This is a genomic window from Parvularcula marina (assembly GCF_003399445.1).
Lineage (GTDB): Bacteria > Pseudomonadota > Alphaproteobacteria > Caulobacterales > Parvularculaceae > Parvularcula > Parvularcula marina.
In genome coordinates this window covers 638,773-654,061 of record NZ_QUQO01000001.1, presented here as the reverse complement: position 1 = coordinate 654,061, position 15,289 = coordinate 638,773, and the positions used below count along the sequence as shown (strand labels likewise).

12 protein-coding genes are annotated in these 15,289 nt (G+C 60.9%); 8 read left to right on the top strand and 4 right to left on the bottom strand.

From position 1 onward, the window contains the following. Window positions 1-203: 203 nt before the first annotated feature. From DX908_RS02950 to DX908_RS02940, 3 genes are all read right to left on the bottom strand, one after another. Entirely contained in the window at window positions 204-995 is a 792-nt protein-coding gene (locus tag DX908_RS02950; RefSeq protein WP_116390960.1) for a DsbA family protein, read from the bottom strand. A gap of 25 nt (window positions 996-1,020) precedes the next feature. Next, window positions 1,021-2,397 carry a M48 family metalloprotease gene (locus DX908_RS02945; RefSeq protein ID WP_158548447.1) on the bottom strand — a complete coding sequence of 459 codons (1,377 nt, stop codon included), beginning with the start codon at window positions 2,395-2,397 and terminating at the stop codon, window positions 1,021-1,023. A gap of 104 nt (window positions 2,398-2,501) precedes the next feature. After that, window positions 2,502-5,558 carry an Rne/Rng family ribonuclease gene (locus tag DX908_RS02940; RefSeq protein ID WP_116390958.1) on the bottom strand — a complete coding sequence of 1,019 codons (3,057 nt, stop codon included), beginning with the start codon at window positions 5,556-5,558 and terminating at the stop codon, window positions 2,502-2,504. Window positions 5,559-6,137: 579 nt separating this feature from the next. On the opposite strand from DX908_RS02940, the gene DX908_RS02935 reads away from it, so the two are divergent. From DX908_RS02935 to DX908_RS02920, 4 genes are all read left to right on the top strand, one after another. Continuing rightward, on the top strand, window positions 6,138-7,541 hold the full coding sequence (locus DX908_RS02935; protein WP_116390957.1) for an N-acetylmuramoyl-L-alanine amidase: 1,404 nt from the start codon (window positions 6,138-6,140) through the stop codon (window positions 7,539-7,541). Between the two features lie 83 nt (window positions 7,542-7,624). Then, window positions 7,625-9,496, top strand: coding sequence for a tetratricopeptide repeat protein (locus DX908_RS02930; RefSeq protein WP_147303718.1), 1,872 nt, complete (start codon window positions 7,625-7,627; stop codon window positions 9,494-9,496). Between the two features lie 9 nt (window positions 9,497-9,505). Further along, complete coding sequence (locus DX908_RS02925) at window positions 9,506-10,396, top strand: 4-(cytidine 5'-diphospho)-2-C-methyl-D-erythritol kinase (protein ID WP_116390955.1); 891 nt, start codon at window positions 9,506-9,508, stop codon at window positions 10,394-10,396. Then, the gene (locus tag DX908_RS02920; protein ID WP_116390954.1) at window positions 10,393-11,457 is read left to right on the top strand and encodes a glycosyltransferase family 4 protein; all 1,065 of its coding nucleotides are present in this window, start codon (window positions 10,393-10,395) and stop codon (window positions 11,455-11,457) included. Before DX908_RS02925 ends, DX908_RS02920 begins: the two co-directional genes overlap by 4 nt. Here the strand turns inward: DX908_RS02920 and DX908_RS02915 are convergent. Next, window positions 11,405-12,424 (bottom strand): polyprenyl synthetase family protein, encoded by a 1,020-nt coding sequence (locus DX908_RS02915; protein WP_233508621.1) that lies wholly within the window; start codon window positions 12,422-12,424, stop codon window positions 11,405-11,407. The two genes, DX908_RS02920 and DX908_RS02915, sit on opposite strands and share 53 nt — an antisense overlap. 167 nt (window positions 12,425-12,591) lie before the next feature. On the opposite strand from DX908_RS02915, the gene DX908_RS02910 reads away from it, so the two are divergent. The 4 genes from DX908_RS02910 (at window position 12,592) to DX908_RS02895 (ending at window position 15,276) form a co-directional block, all read left to right on the top strand. After that, a complete protein-coding gene (locus DX908_RS02910) occupies window positions 12,592-13,434 on the top strand; it encodes a S49 family peptidase (RefSeq protein WP_116390953.1) in 843 nt (280 codons plus the stop codon). 48 nt (window positions 13,435-13,482) lie between these two features. Then, window positions 13,483-13,677 (top strand): hypothetical protein, encoded by a 195-nt coding sequence (locus tag DX908_RS02905; RefSeq protein WP_116390952.1) that lies wholly within the window; start codon window positions 13,483-13,485, stop codon window positions 13,675-13,677. 130 nt (window positions 13,678-13,807) lie between these two features. After that, on the top strand, window positions 13,808-14,347 hold the full coding sequence (locus tag DX908_RS02900; protein ID WP_116390951.1) for a 3'-5' exonuclease: 540 nt from the start codon (window positions 13,808-13,810) through the stop codon (window positions 14,345-14,347). Between the two features lie 113 nt (window positions 14,348-14,460). Then, a complete protein-coding gene (locus tag DX908_RS02895; RefSeq protein ID WP_116390950.1) occupies window positions 14,461-15,276 on the top strand; it encodes a SapC family protein in 816 nt (271 codons plus the stop codon). Window positions 15,277-15,289: the final 13 nt, after the last annotated feature.

Below are 15,289 nucleotides of genomic sequence, written 5' to 3'. Positions count from 1 at the left end.
CCGCTCATCCCTGTGCTGGAATCACGGCCGAGTTGTCTGGTGCCTATGCTCGACACCTTGTTTAAAAGCTAACGGGCGTTTCACAAAAGTGTCAATTGAAGCCGGGCCCGTTCAGGCTTGGGGCGGGGAAGGGCGGTTAACTTCTTCCCCAAGATTGCAAATTTGCCACAGTTTCATGACAGAGCGTGGCAGAAAATGCTCACCTATTTACGCGACGCATTCTTTGCTTCCGCTATCATTTCTATGACGTTCGGACCGTAAAAACCTTCGAAGACGCGAACATATTCACCATCCGCGGACGCGACGATGAACGCAGGGGTTGCACCGATGCCAAGCTCATCCGCGAGATCCATCGACGCATCGAGCCGCTCATGCAGGCTGGCCTGGAAATCACCTTCCTGCATCGCGGATCTAATCGCCGCCTGGGGAAGGCCGAGGTCTTTGGCGATGGAGGCCGCAACGTCCTGATCAATCAGGCTGTCATGCTTCATCATCGCTCGGTGAAAACCAACATAGCCGTCAGTATCCGCGACAGAGAGCGCCAGCAGAGAAGGTCCGCGCGAGAGGCGATTGGTAACCGGGAGTTCCTGGAAGACGAGTTCGATATTGGGGTCATCTTCTTGAAGTTCAAAGACAAAATCGGCAGCGAAGCGGCAGGCCGAGCAATTGTAGTCAAAGAACTCGACAACCACGATTTCCGCATCCCCACTTGGGGCGGGCACAACCTGTCCGGCCGGGTTTGAGCGAAGCTCCGGCAGATAGCCGCGTGCGGTTTCAGCCGCTGCGGCGGCTTCGAGGGCTTCTTGCTTTTCGCGGTAGCGCTGAACGGACTCAAAGATGACTTCTGGATTCTCGAGCAGATAATTGCGGACGATTTCCTCGATTTCTGCCTCGCTTTTTTGCGTGGCAGCGAGAGATGGGCTGGTCGCGATATCGCCAAGGGCGGCAATCCCCATTAGCGCGGCTACAGCGAGGGGCAGGGTACGGCCTGACATGACTTCTACTCCGTAAAATTAGGGGTCAGCGGCGGTTTCCGCCCCGCGCCCGTGCGCGGCGAGCGTCGTCTTCGGAGGCACGGATAATGTCAAGCGCCCGCAGGTGCTCCGGTGTGCCGGGGGTCAGCTTGTCGCGCGCAAGGCTCGCAAAGCGGTGGGCTTCCGGCGTGTTGCCGACAGAGAAGAGCGCTTCGGCATGAGAGAGAGCCGCCATCGGCTCATTGCGTTTGACCGCATAGGCGCGGGCAAGCTCGCTCCAGGCAAAGCTGTTGTCCGGCTCCTGAACGAGGGCTGTCTGCAGGAGGGTGATGCCTTCAGTCACTTCCTCATCGCCCTCTAGTGCGACGAGGGCGCGGGCAAGGTTGATCTTGAGAAGGGCATATTGCGGCGCCAGCTCGACCGATTTGCGGTGCGGCTCGACTGCCTCACGGACTTTGCCGTGCTCGAACAACATCTGGCCCTTAAGCTCTTCAAAGAAGGGGTTGTCCGGGTCGTCCACAATCAGTCGGTCGATCTCCGTCAGCGCCTTTTCAAGGCGGCTATCCCGGTAATAGGCGACGGCACGGGCATAGCGGGCAGGTTGGGTCTGATCGGACAGCGGATATTTGCGTAAAGTGGTGAAGGGCTCGCTCATGAAACCGGTAATCTTCGCCTGGATCATGTGCAGCCGGAAGATTTCCTCTTCGCTATCAGTATCGCCGAAATGCTGCATCTGGGACGCGCGGTCATTAAGCGCGGCAACCCGTTTGAGGCCGATCGGGTGGGTCTGAAGATAGGGCTTCACATCCCGGCCTGAGAGGAGGAGCTGGTTCGACAGCCGTTCAAACGAGGTCATCAGCCCTCGGCCGGAATGGCCGATCGCTTCAAGATAAGAGAGGGCGGCTTGGTCAGCGGCCGACTCCTGACCACGGCTGTAGGTCAAGGCCGTCCCCATCGCCGCGTTCTGGCCAAGGCCGAGAATGCCGAAACCGGCTTCGGGCGGCGCGCCAGCGGCAATGGCTGCCGCACCAAGCACAAGGCTGAGCATGGCGGGCCGGGAGGCCTTGGCATAGGCCTCAGGGCCGCGGACCGAGTGCGCGCCGGCAAGGTGGCCGACCTCGTGCGCAAGAACGCCTTCGATCTCATTGGGCGTCTCGGCCATCAGGATCGTGCCGGTATTCATGCCCATCACGCCGGGACCAGCGAAAGCGTTGAAATTGGGATCCCCGACAATCAGGATCTCAATGCCCTCGGGGTTGATACCGGCGACTTCCATGAGCGGTCGGGTATAGTCCTCAAGGAATTGCTCGATCTCGGCATCCCGCAGGAGGGTCTGGGCCGATGCAATGCCTATCCATCCGAACAGGGCGGCAAGGCAGACGGACAGGCGCAAGAAGATGGGCCGGAAGCTCATCACTGACATATAAGACCTCAAAAGGGCGCTCGCCGCCCGGCAAGCGCCCAGTCTAGCGGGGGAACGCGCGCGCTCCACCCCTTTTGCCATGAAATGCGGTTAAGCGCGCGGGGTCAGTCGCCATTCCCGAACGCACGCTGCCACCAACCGCCACGCTTGGGCGCCTTATCATCCTTTTTATCATCCTCCGGGAGAGGCTCATGGATGCTGGCAGCCGCACGCGGCGGGGCAGGTTCCGGGGTCGGCTCGGCGTCCGGCTCTTCCTGAGCGGCGACAGGTTCTGCGCTCGTGGCGACTTCTTCCGTCACAGCGTCCGCGTCATCTGCCTTGGCAGTGTCGGCGTCAGCCTTCTCAGCCTTGCCGTCCTCATCTGACGATGTCTCATCGGATGCATCGGCCTGTTCGCTCTTACGGCCCCGGCCACCCCGGCGTCCGCGGCGACGTTTGCGCTTGGGCTCGCCATCGCTATCGGCGTCATCGTCCGCGTCATCCGAGCGGGCTTCGGTTTCGCCATCCTCATCTGATGAGGAAATTTCGTCCTCACCATCGGCGCGGGCCGTCTCGTCATCATCCGAATCGGATTTCCGGCGGCGCCGCCGACGGCGTTTCTTCTTCGGTTTGTCGTCGTCGCTGTCAGCGCGGCTTTCGTCATTATCCTGACGATTGTCATCCGCCTCGACATTGTCATCGGCTTCAGCAGTGTCGTCTTCGTCACTCTCGTGCTCGACGGTGACATCACCGATCTCAACAGCGGCAGACTGGCGGAGCGTATCAACATCGCGCGCCTTGCCGGAGGTTTGCACCTCATACTGATCACCGGTCTTCTCGTGATCGCCATTGATCTCGATCGTGACGCCGTAGCTGTCCTCGATCCGGTTCAGCCAGCCACGTTTCTGGTTGAGGATATAAAGAGCAACATCGAGCGCCGTTGTCGCCGTGACCTGTGCGGCACGGTCAGAGACGGCCTTTTCCTCAATCGAGCGCAGGACGCGCAGCGCGGCCATTTCAACCGAGCGGACAAAGCCCGAGCCGTCACAGACCGGGCAGAGCCGGGTCGTGCCGTCGACAATGCCGGAGCGGCGGCGCTGGCGTGACATCTCCAGAAGGCCGAAATTCGAAATCGAACCGACCTGAATGCGAGCGCGGTCATGTTTGAGCGCGTCCTTGAATTTCTTCTCGACACTGCGGTTATTACGGTTCTCATCCATGTCGATGAAGTCGACGACGATGAGGCCCGCAAGGTCACGCAGGCGGCATTGCCGGGCAAGCTCCACGGCAGCTTCGGAGTTGGTCTTCAGCGCGGTGGCCTCGACATTGCGTTCCTTTGTCGCTTTGCCGGAGTTCACATCAACGGAGATCAGAGCTTCCGTCTGCTGAATAACGAGGTAGCCGCCCGATTTGAGGTTCACCACCGGCTGGTACATTTCATCGAGCTGACGCTCGACGCCATGACGCAGGAAGAGGGGCTCTTTCTCGCGATAGGGCTGAACGTTCTTGGCGTGGCTCGGCATCAGCATTTTCATGAAGTCTTTGGCTTCACGATAGCCTTCTTCGCCTTCGACCAGGATCTCGGACGTGTCCTTGTCATAAAGGTCGCGAATCGCCCGTTTGATCAGGCTGGCTTCCTCATAGATGCAGCACGGTGCGACAGACTTTAGCGTCTGCTCACGGATCGTATCCCAAAGACGGGCGAGGTAGTCATAGTCGCGTTTGATCTCCGCCTTGGTGCGCTTGGCACCGGCCGTGCGGATGATCAGCCCCTGACCGTGCGGCACGTCGAGGCTGGCAATTGCTTTTCTCAAACGACGACGGTCGGACTGGTTCGAGATTTTCCGGCTGACGCCGCCACCACGCGAATTGTTCGGCATCAGGACGCCGTAACGGCCAGCAAGCGAAAGGTAAGTCGTCAGGGCTGCGCCCTTATTGCCGCGTTCTTCTTTCACGACCTGCACCAGCATGATCTGGCGGCGCTTGATGACTTCCTGGATGCGGTAGTTTTTCAGGAGGCGGTCGCGTTCGCGGCGGGCTTCGTCATAGCGCCGCTGAAGGTCGGCGATTTCCTCAGCGCGCTGACGGGCTGCGAGCTCTTCTTCTGTCGGCTCGCGCGGCGCTTTTTCTTCTTCCGGCTCTGCGCGAGATTCTGCATCGTCGCCGTTTTCGTCCGTATCCTCATCAGCAGCGTCAGCGTCACTGTCATCTGCAGAGGCAGTGTCGTCTTCTGCTTCAGCTTCTGCCGTATCGTCGTCGTCCGCTTGCTCCTCATCGAGTTCAGCGGTGGGCTCGTCATCTTCGTCCGAGGCTTGATCCGCATCTTCTGCGGGCAGCTCTTCGGTCAGCTGGGGTTCGGTGCGAGCCGAGAGCGCGATGGATTTGGGGCCATCCTCATCATCAGTGTCGTCATCGGAGGAGGCGTCCGCATCTGGCGCGTCTTCCTCATGGGTGAGGGCTTCGATGACGTCCTCATCGGTGCCGTGCCAACCCAGATCCTCATCGGGCTGAACGTCATCTTTTGAAGCGTCTTCGGCTGGCGATTCATCGGTGACTGCCTCGGCGGCATCAGCGACGTCATTCTCAGAGCTGTTGTCAGCGTTGTCGTCATCGTCGTCCGACGGTGCGCGGGCTTCGGCCTCATCGCTGTTGTTTTCGTTATCGTCAGAAGAGCGTCCACGGCCCCGACGGCCCCGGCCACCCCGGCGGCGGCGGCCTCGACCACGGCGAGGGCGGGAGTCCTCGTCTTCCGAATCGGCGCGGGCTTCGCTCGCTGATTCGTCATCATCAGAAGAGGATGCAACGCGGGCACCGTCCTCATCATCCTCGATGCTGTCGTCTTCGACCTCGTCGGCATCCGCATCGAGGGCGGCGAGCTTGGCGGCAAGTTCTGCTTCCAGCGCTTCGGCCTGACGCAGGACTTCGCGGTCCGCGACCGGGATCTGATAGTAATCGGGGTGGATCTCGCCAAAGGCGAGGAAGCCGTGCCGGTTGCCGCCATATTCAACGAAAGCGGCCTGAAGTGACGGTTCGACCCGGGTGATCCGGGCGAGATAGATGTTACCCCTGAGCGGTTTGCGCGACAGGGATTCGAAGTCGAAGTCCTCGACTTTGCCGCCGGAAAGGAGCGCGACCCGGGTCTCTTCCGGGTGGCGCGCATCGATCAGCATTTTCTTTGACATGTAAAAGGGCTCCACGGCGGAGCAAGCTCTCGCCGCACGAAGATGCCATGACAGGGCGAAGCAGCCGCAGCGATCGCCCTTTCAGGGCGGTCAGCCAGACGGTCAGCAAAATGATTGTGGCCAGGGCCATGACAAGGTTTCCAAGGTCGCCCCTCAAAAAGGGGGCGGGGTGACTTACGGGCGGAGTTCGGAGCGCTTCCCCCGAATGGGGAGGGCCTTTCCGCCAAGTGCTTCCGCTTTCCGGTCCATGCGCACCCGACGAAATAGCGGGTCGGCGGGGGATCCGGTCCTCCCGGAGAAGCGTCCGGGGGGAAATCCAAGGTTCACCTGACTTGCAGGAGAAACCGGAATCTGGTCGAGCGCATAAGACGTTGAGCGTCTTAGCCTCAGATGGGCTTATGTGCCGGACTTTTCGCCCCTGCACAAGCCGCGTCTCCGCCGGTTGGCGATTGACGGTAAATGAGCATTGCGCGCTCAGGCTTAAAGGGCCGTTAAGGTCCACCGACCTAACCGGAAAGACGGGTGTGTCGTCAGGCTCAACATGGTAAACCCGTAGTGAGTCGGACGGCGAAGTAGTGAATGACGAAGTTGATGAAGCGAGCGCTGTCCCTGTGGTCTGTCGCGATCCTGACTTTTTGCGGGATCCTCGCCCTTGCGGGTGAGCGCGCGACTGCGCCCATTGTGGAAAACGTTCGCCTCGGTGTGCACAAAAGCGGGCATACGCGCGTCGTCCTCGATATGGACGCGGCACCCGGCTATGAGCTTGTGCCTCGCCAGTCGAATGGCGGCGAGATCGTCATCCTCATTGAGAATGTGAGCTTTTCGCTCGGCAGTGACGGTCTGCCCGCATCGAAGGGCGTCGTGAATAAGGTGACGACCGGCGAGGGCCGGGTGACCATTGATCTTGCAGAAACAGCGCTACCGGCGCGGGATTTCGTGATCGAGCCGAGCGGCAGCAATGAGAGCTATCGCCTCGTCATTGATCTGGAACCGGTCAATGGAGCCGCTTTCCTGACCGCTGCAGCCGACGCTGCATCGATCCTTGCGGCCGCTGAGGCGAAGCCCGAGCCAGAACCAGCGAAGAAAAAGCCCTCGAAAAAGGTCGAGACTGCAAAGGTTGAAGAGCCCAAAACAGCGCCGCCGATGGATATTCCGTCCGTCGTGCAGGCCGCTGCTGCCGAATCAGCGACCAGTAGCGCGCCGTCCCGCATGACCCGCATTCCGAGTCTGCGTCCGGGCCGGGTATATACCGAGACACCGGCGACGCCCTCCGACAAGCTCGTCATCGTCATTGACCCCGGTCATGGCGGAAAGGATCCGGGCTCCATCGGCCGGACCACGGGCCTTGAGGAAAAGCGCGTCACCTGGTCCGCCGCCCAAGCGCTCGGCAAGGAGCTGACCAAGCGCGGCTATGAAGTTGCCTTCACGCGCAGCGGTGACGAGTTCATCGACCTTGAAGAGCGGATCAAATTTGCCCGCGCCCGACAGGCCGACATGTTCGTGTCGATCCATGCCGATGCGAACCCGGTGCTCTCGGTCCGCGGCGCGTCCGTTTATACCCTGTCCGAAGACCGCTCCGAGAAGATGGCCGCTGAGGCGACCTCGCAAGGGGACTTCCGTCTCTTCGACCGCGAATTGTCGAGTGAGGACAAGGATGTCTCAAGCATCCTCTTTGATCTTGCCAATACCGATACCAAGAACCAGTCAGAACGCCTTGCCGCTCATCTCGTCCAGAACATGAAGGGCCGGGTGAAAATGGTGAACAACACGCACCGCCATGGCGGGCTGGTCGTTCTTCTTTCTCCTGACGTCCCGGCGGTCCTTGTCGAACTCGCCTTCATGTCGAACGAGGATGACGAAGCCAATCTCGGCTCGCGCACCTGGCGGAACAATGCCGCCGCCGCGATTGCGGACGGGATCGATGACTATTTCGCCAATGGACGGCGGGCCGGGCTCACCGCCGGTGCTTCGGGCGGGAACTGATTTGGGCCACAATGCTTGCCTAAGCGGATGACGGGTGGGATGACTCACTTCCGTCCCAAATAAGAGTGACCCCGGATATCCTCATGCGATCACGACTTCCTCTTCTTGCTCTCGCCCTGATGAGTCTTGCCGGCTGTGCTGCCGCTTCCGGCACCATGATCTCCGGCAAAACGGGGTCTGCCGATCCTGAGACGGTCGCTGGCGACTACCTGCAGGGCCGGTTCGCGGCGAGCCAGCAGCGTTTCGGGGACGCCTCCGACGCTTTCAGCCGCGCGATTGCCGAGACGGGCGATCCCGGGGTGAAGCAGAGCGCCTTTCGCTATGCGCTGGTCGCAGGGGATTTCACCCGCGCGCGGGCCTATGCCGAAGAGATTTTGAGCGCGCCGCCGGTCGTCGAAGAGGGTGGCCATGATCAGGTGCAGCTCGCAGGCTTTCTTGATGATGATTTACCGCGCCTGACCCTGATCGCTGACGCCTTCCGTGGGCAGAATTACATCGCCGCGCAGGCGGCCCTCAAAGACCCCTTCGCCAGCGGGCTGGGCACAGCGATGGGCGATCTGCTCGAAGCGTGGGCGATCTATCCCGACACAGGGCTTGAGGCCGCAACCGAGAAACTTGCCGAGACGCAGGAAAGCAATTTCGCGGGCTTCACGCCCTTCCACCTTGCACTGATGTTCGATCTCGAAGACCGTACCGAAGGGGCAGAGGTTGCCTACGCTCAGGCGCTGCGGGCGCCGGGGGCGGACATGGCCGTGCGCGCCTATGCCGGATTTGTGGAGCGCAACAAGTCAAAAGAAGAAGCGATCGATCTCTTCCAGAGACTTTCCGAGGACAGAGGATATCTGCGCCGGGTCGGAAGGTTGGGGCTGTCGCGCCTTGGTGAGCCTCTTGCTGGTGAAACAGCCGAGTTCAGGCGCGTTGCCGCAAAGGCGCCCTTGCGCATGGTATCGTCGGCAGAAGAGGGCGCCGCACTCGTGTTCCTCAATTTTGCATGGACGGCCTATGAACGCGCGATGACCCAGCGTGATGCCGCGCTGGAAGCCGGGTTCGGTGAAATCCCGCTCAACCTCGAAGTGCCGTTGACACTGGCGCAGCTTGCCGTGGCGATCGATCCCGACCTTGATGGCGGCCACTACATCATCGGTTCGATTGCGACCTATTACGAGCGCTACGACGATGCTGCCCGCGCGCAAGGCCGGGTAAAGCCTGTCTCATGGCTCTATAATTATGCCGCCATTGCGCAGGCCGAAGCCTATGTGGCGATGGACCGCCGCAATGAAGGGATCAATCTGATCAAGGATTATCTCAAGCAGGATGCGCTGGCACCCGATGTCATGCTGGAGCTTGCGAACCTGCTCGCGCAGGAAGGTCGCATAGACGAGGCCTACAAAGCGGGAAGCGAGGCGATCGCCATTGCCGAGCAGCTATCCTCGGAAGAAAACCGCGGCAGCAATCTGTGGCGCTATTACTTCGCTCGCGGTGCCATCACGGCAGAGGCCGGGGATTGGGCAAGGGCCGAGCCTGACCTGCGTCAGTCGCTGGAGCTGTCGCCTGACGAGCCCGGCCTCCTCAATTATCTTGGCTATTCCTATGTCGAGCGCGGCGAGAATATCGACGAAGCCTTCGGCATGATCGAGCGGGCGCTGGAAGCCCGCCCGACTTCGGGCGCGATCACGGACAGCCTTGGCTGGGCCTATTATCAGCGTGGGGACTACAAGATGGCGGTCGAATATCTCGAGCGGGCCGTCCAACTTGAGCCTGGCGATGATGTCATCACGGACCATCTTGGCGATGCCTATTGGCAGGCGGGGCGCAAATCAGAAGCCCGCTATGAATGGCGCCGGGTCCTTGAAATCGAAGGGCTGGGCGAAGAGCTGAAACAGCGCGTCGAAGCCAAGCTCAATGGCGAGCCGCCTGCGCCGGGATCGCTGGCAGACATGGCGGACAGCGAGTAGAGGCAGGCAATGCCCCTCGCGGAAATCCAGAGCCTCGCGAAGATCAATCTGGCGCTGCATGTCGGCGGGGTGAGGCCTGACGGCTATCATCCGGTCGATACACTCTGTGTCTTTGCCTCTGCGGGCGATGTTCTTTCGATTGAGGAAGAGACGGACGAATTTTCGCTCATCATTGATGGGGAGGAGGGGGCTGGCCTTTCGCCGTCTACGGATAACCTCGTCTTGCGTGCAGCCCGCGCTTTTGCAGTGGCGGCAGATATTCGCCCGGTCCGCTTCCGGCTGACCAAAAACGTGCCCGTCGCTTCCGGCATTGGCGGGGGCACGTCGAACGGTGCGGCAGCGCTCGCATTACTCAATCAGCGAGCATCGGTGCCGCTCAGCGTGCCGGGTCTGATGGCGCTTTCGCAGGGGCTTGGGGCGGACGGGCCGGTCTGCCTTGCACCCTATATTATGTCAGCGGACAGTTTCCGGGCACGTGGGATCGGCTTCGCAGTAACCAACGGACCTAGCCTGCCGCCACTTCACATCGCGCTCGCCAATCCGCGGCAGGCCGTGCCGACAGGCACCGTCTTCCGCGCCTTTGATAAGGCCGCCGCGCCATCGCCCTTTGAACTGCCGGAGACGGCAAGGCTCGCATCATCAGGTGACGTTGCAAGCTTTCTTTCGGGTACACGGAACGATCTAGCACCGCCCGCGCGGGTGATCTGCCCAGCCATTGCTGCGCTGGAAGCAGAGATGTCCGCTCAGCCGGGCTGTCTTGGCGCGCGGATGTCCGGCAGTGGCGCGACCGTCTTCGGGCTTTACGCGTCGGCGAGTGCGGCGACACGTGCGGCCCGACGGTTCGTTGCGGAGGGCCATTGGGCGGTCTCATCACCGCTCTTCCGCAAGGGGGCTTCATGATGGGGCAGGCGGATCTCATCATTCTGGTGCTTCTCGCCGTAGTTTCCGGGATCGCCGTTTACGGATTATCGGGCCGGGCGGCGGCGAAGCTGTGGCTGACAGACAAGGTCAAGGCCCGCTCAAACCACCGGCAGCCCGCATCACGTGCCGGGGGGCTCGTCATCACGCTGGTCATCCTCGTTGCAACAGGCGTGGCGATCCTGCTCGGTTGGCCTTTGCCGCCAACTCTTGCGGTGATTGCGTTGGTCGCTGCCGGGATTGGTCTACTTGATGATATTTCAGACATCCCCGCACGGATGAAAATGGCGGCCTTTGTCGTCCTTTGCGGTTTTGCGTCGATCTATACAGGCCCTTTGGGGCACATCCCATTGCCGTTCGGGCCGGGGATCAGCCTGCCCGAGCCTGCTGGATATGTGCTCGCCGCGCTCTTTCTTTTCGGCTTTCTCAATGCGTTTAATTTCATGGACGGGCTTAACGGCATGGCGGCAGGCGGCGGGATGATCGGCCTCTCCGTCCTGCTGGTCCTCTTTGCGCCGAGCAATGGCGGGATCGTCATTCTCTATGTCATCACGGCGGCCGCGCTTTACGGCTTTGCCGTCCGCAATCTTCTCAAGGGCGGGATCTTCCTTGGCGATGCGGGCAGCCTCGGGGTCGCGATGCTGCTGGGGGCTGGAGCGCTTCATGCGGGACAGGCGCGGCCTGAGGCGGTCTATGTCTTTGCGATCGCCTTCATCCCCTTCCTGCTCGATGTCGCCTACACGTTCTGCCGCCGGGCCATGCGCGGCGCGCGGGTCTTCGATGCGCATAAGGAGCATATCTATCAGCGCCTGCGGGCCGAGGGCTGGTCACATCAGGCCGTCTCGGCGGCCTATGCGCTTCTGATCCTGAATGGCGGGATTGCCGCGATTACGCTGCCAGAGCGCTATGGCTCATTTGGTCTGTGGACAGCAGGCGTCCTGACCACAGCGCTCTGTGTCTTCGTCTGGCGGGGGATGTTCGGGCTTCGGGCTAGGCCTGACGGGCAGCCGAACTCAGCGCAAGATCCTCAAGCGTCCGCTTGAGCGGCGTATCGCGCAAGCCCTCAAGTGCCTCTGCGGCGCGCGCTGCATAATCGCGGGCTTCACCAAGGCAGACATCGATCAGATTGTCACGGGCAATCAGCCCTTGCGCGCGTTCAAAGTCGCCTGCGGTCTGTTCGCGCTCACCAATTGTGCGGGCCCAGAAGGCGCGCTCTTCATCGTCACGGGCGCGGGCGATGGCGTGGATCACCGGCAGGGTCATCTTGCCTTCGCGGAAATCATCACCGGCTGACTTGCCGATATTGTCCGCCTGCCCCTCATAGTCGAGCGTGTCGTCGACCATCTGATAGGCAATGCCGAAATTGAGCCCGTAACGGCCCAGCGCATCGGCGTCTTCTTCGCTGGCACCAGCCACCATTGCGCCGGCGCGCGCGGCGGCTTCAAAGAGGGCAGCGGTCTTGGCGGTCACGACATTGATATAGGTCGAGCGCGACGTATCGAGATCAGCCTCGGTCGTCAGCTGCAGGACTTCGCCTTCGGCAATCGTGCAGGAGGCGCGGCTGAGAATATCGAGAACATCGAGCGAGCCGGTCTTCACCATCAGGGCAAAAGCCCGTGCAAAGAGGAAATCGCCGACCAGTACCGACTCCTTGTTGCCGAAAACGATGTTCGCGGTCTTCAGCCCGCGGCGCAGCGCGGAGTCGTCCACCACATCGTCATGCAGGAGGGTGGCGGCATGGATCAGCTCGACGGCACCGGCAAGAAAGAGGGGGCGAGGACCGCTCGCGCCGCAGATATCGGCAGCGGCAAGGCAGATCAGCGGCCGCAGACGCTTGCCGCCGGCCACGATCAGATGCCGCGCGACTTCCGGGATCAGCTCAATGTCAGAAGAGAGGTGATCGATGATCACATCATTGGTGGCGGCCAGGTCGTCCGCTTGCATCTCTTTGAGACGAGCCGCCACATCGGTGAACCGGACCGGGGCAGTGAGTTCGGCGGCGAGAGCCATGAAGCAGTTCCTTTCCAGGCGAGACTATGCCCAGACGAGATATGGGGACAATTGGCGCAACGTCTTATGTGACAAAGTGCTCATGGCACAGTCTTTGAGACGGTTGAACCTTGCAAGCCGCTGCGCTTACAGCCCGTATACTCGAGTTTCCATCCCCGGAGAGAAATGTGTTCAAATTCCTGTGGCATAAACTGCCCTTTACCGGTGACCCGGCCCCGATCGTCAATCTGCTGCCGATGAATGGCACGATTGCGCCCGATACACGGACGGGGAAGTCCCTCAATCTTTCCGGTCTCGAAGATTCGCTACGCAAGGCCTTTACGGTAGGCAGCCCAAGGGCCGTCATTTTGTCGATCAATTCGCCGGGCGGCTCGCCGGTCCAGTCGCGGATGATCCTCGCCCGTGCCCGGGAGCTGGCCGAGAAGCACAAGCTGCCGCTGATCACTCATATCGAGGATGTCGGCGCCTCGGGCGGCTATATGCTCGCGCTGGCAGGGGACGAGATCTATGCCGATCCCTTCGCGATTGTCGGCTCGATCGGCGTGATTGCCGGCGGGTTCGGCTTCCCCGATGCGCTGGAAAAGCTCGGCATTGAGCGGCGGGTCTATACCGCCGGTGATCACAAGGGGCAGCTTGATCCCTTCCGGCCCGAAAGCCCGCGCGACGTTCGCCGCCTCGAAGACCTGCTGGAGAAATCCCACAAGGGCTTTGTCGGCGTCGTCAAGGAACGCCGCGGCGAGCGTCTCAAGGGCAGCGACGACACGCTCTTCAATGGCGATTTCTGGCTGGCCGAAGACGCAAAAGAGCTGGGCCTGATCGACGGGGTCGAGGACATGCGCGCAATGCTCAAGCGCCGCTTTGGCGACCGGGTGAAGATTCGGCCGATCCCGGCGGACAAGAAAGGCATGCTCGCAAAACTCATGGGGGCGTCGCTTGAGCGGGTCATCGGCCCCGATGCGATCCTCGGCGCGATCGAGCGCAAGAGCCTGTGGTCGCGTTTTGGGCGCTAACCGAGCTGTCATGCGCCAATTCCGAGAATCTGTGATAGGCTCTGTCACATGAGCGCGATCGGCACCCTTATCCTCACCGCTGCGGCAACCGCCGGGGCGGTGACACTCGCCCGGAAGGTCAAACGCCGGATCGAGGCGGCCCGCAATTTCGCCAATAAGGCGAATGGCGACGAGCCGATTCTCGATCTTGAGGTAGACGAAGCATCCGGGGTCTGGCGCGTCTCGGGCGGACAGCGCGTCTAAGCGCGCGTTTTTTCCCATTTTTCTCGACATTTGCTGCTGACCGGCGGATAAAAACCCCGCCGGGAACTGACCAAAAATATTATGCCGGCAACAAGAAGCGCGTAACAATAGCGCCGTCCGGGGAGGTTGAATGGAAGCCGATCAAAGGAACGCGAGAATCGCGTTCATCGACGTCGAGGCGTCCGGTCTGGGACCACATTCCTGGCCCATCGAAGTGGGCTGGGTATTCGAAACGGGTGATCCGCGTTCCATGCTGATCAAGCCAGCTGATAGCTGGAGCATGACTGCATGGGAGAAACCGGCTGAAAAGCTGCACGGTATCAGCCCAAGCAATCTGGTCACGGATGGCCGGGATCCGATTGAATCTGCGCTGATCCTGAATGCTGCGCTGGGCGATGCGCAGGTTTATTCCGACGCGCCCGACTATGACAGTTTCTGGCTGTTCCGGCTTTATGATGCAGCCGGGGTCCGCCCCAATTACCGGCTCAATGATCTTGGCGATCTTCTCCGGCCGATCTGGCCGCGCGAGCCCAAAGAGCTGGTTGAACTTGCCAGCCGCGGGGCGCCGCATGTCCACAGGGCAGCCCAGGATGCCAAGCATCTTCAGGAGATGTATCGCATCGCCTGTGATGCGCAGGACCGCTCGAAATCGGAGATGGCCTCTCTCTGAACAGGATTTCGCCCACCAACAGTTGATTTCCCTCGCCTTGAGGGTTCCGCAGAGCATGGCGTTTTGCTATTGCGCGCCGAATTGACAGTCTCACAGAAGAAAAGACGAATTTCATGAGCACTACGCCAACCGCCACACCTCCGGGCCTCGAAGGGTCCATGTTCCTGTTCTCGAAACCGGCTCTCCTCAACAAGGAACAGCACGGCAAGCTTGGCGTCTCGCGTCCGGATCGTCCGTTCGCTTTCGCTGAGAAAATTCGTGCGATCCCGCTGACCGTCTCGGAAATTCCTTCGGCGTCTCGCGATTACCCGGTGATCTTCTCCGAGAAGGCAACCGCGCTGCCGCTCGCCGTCGTCGGCATCATCGATGATGAGAACCTCTTCATCGACAAGGAATCCGGTGAGTGGGAACAGAATGTCTACGTGCCGGGCTATCTGCGCCGCTATCCGTTTGCGCTGGCCACCGACCGTGGGGCCGATCCGCAAAACCCGCGCATGGCGATGATCGTCGACGAGGGCTACGCTGGGATCACCGAGAATGGTGAGCTGCCGTTCTTCAACAATGGCGAGCCGAGCGACGCGATGAAGCAGGCGATGGAATACTGCCAGACTTATGAGCAGGACCGTCAGAACACGCTGCGTTTCAGCCAGGAACTCGCAAAATACGATTTCCTCGCCGAGCAGGTCGCTCAGTTCACGCCGGATGGCACTGACCAGCCGCAGCCTTTCGCAAAATATGTCGGCCTCGAAGAGAACAAACTCAACGAACTGCCGGACGACAAATTCCTTGAGCTGCGCAAGTCGAACATCCTGCCGATTCTCTACTCGCAGCTGATGTCGATGGGGAACTGGCGCGCGCTGATGGAACGCCGGGCACGCCGCCACAATCTTCAGGGTGTGGACGTCCTCAAATCGATGAAGTCCGCATAAGCAGACCATTCAT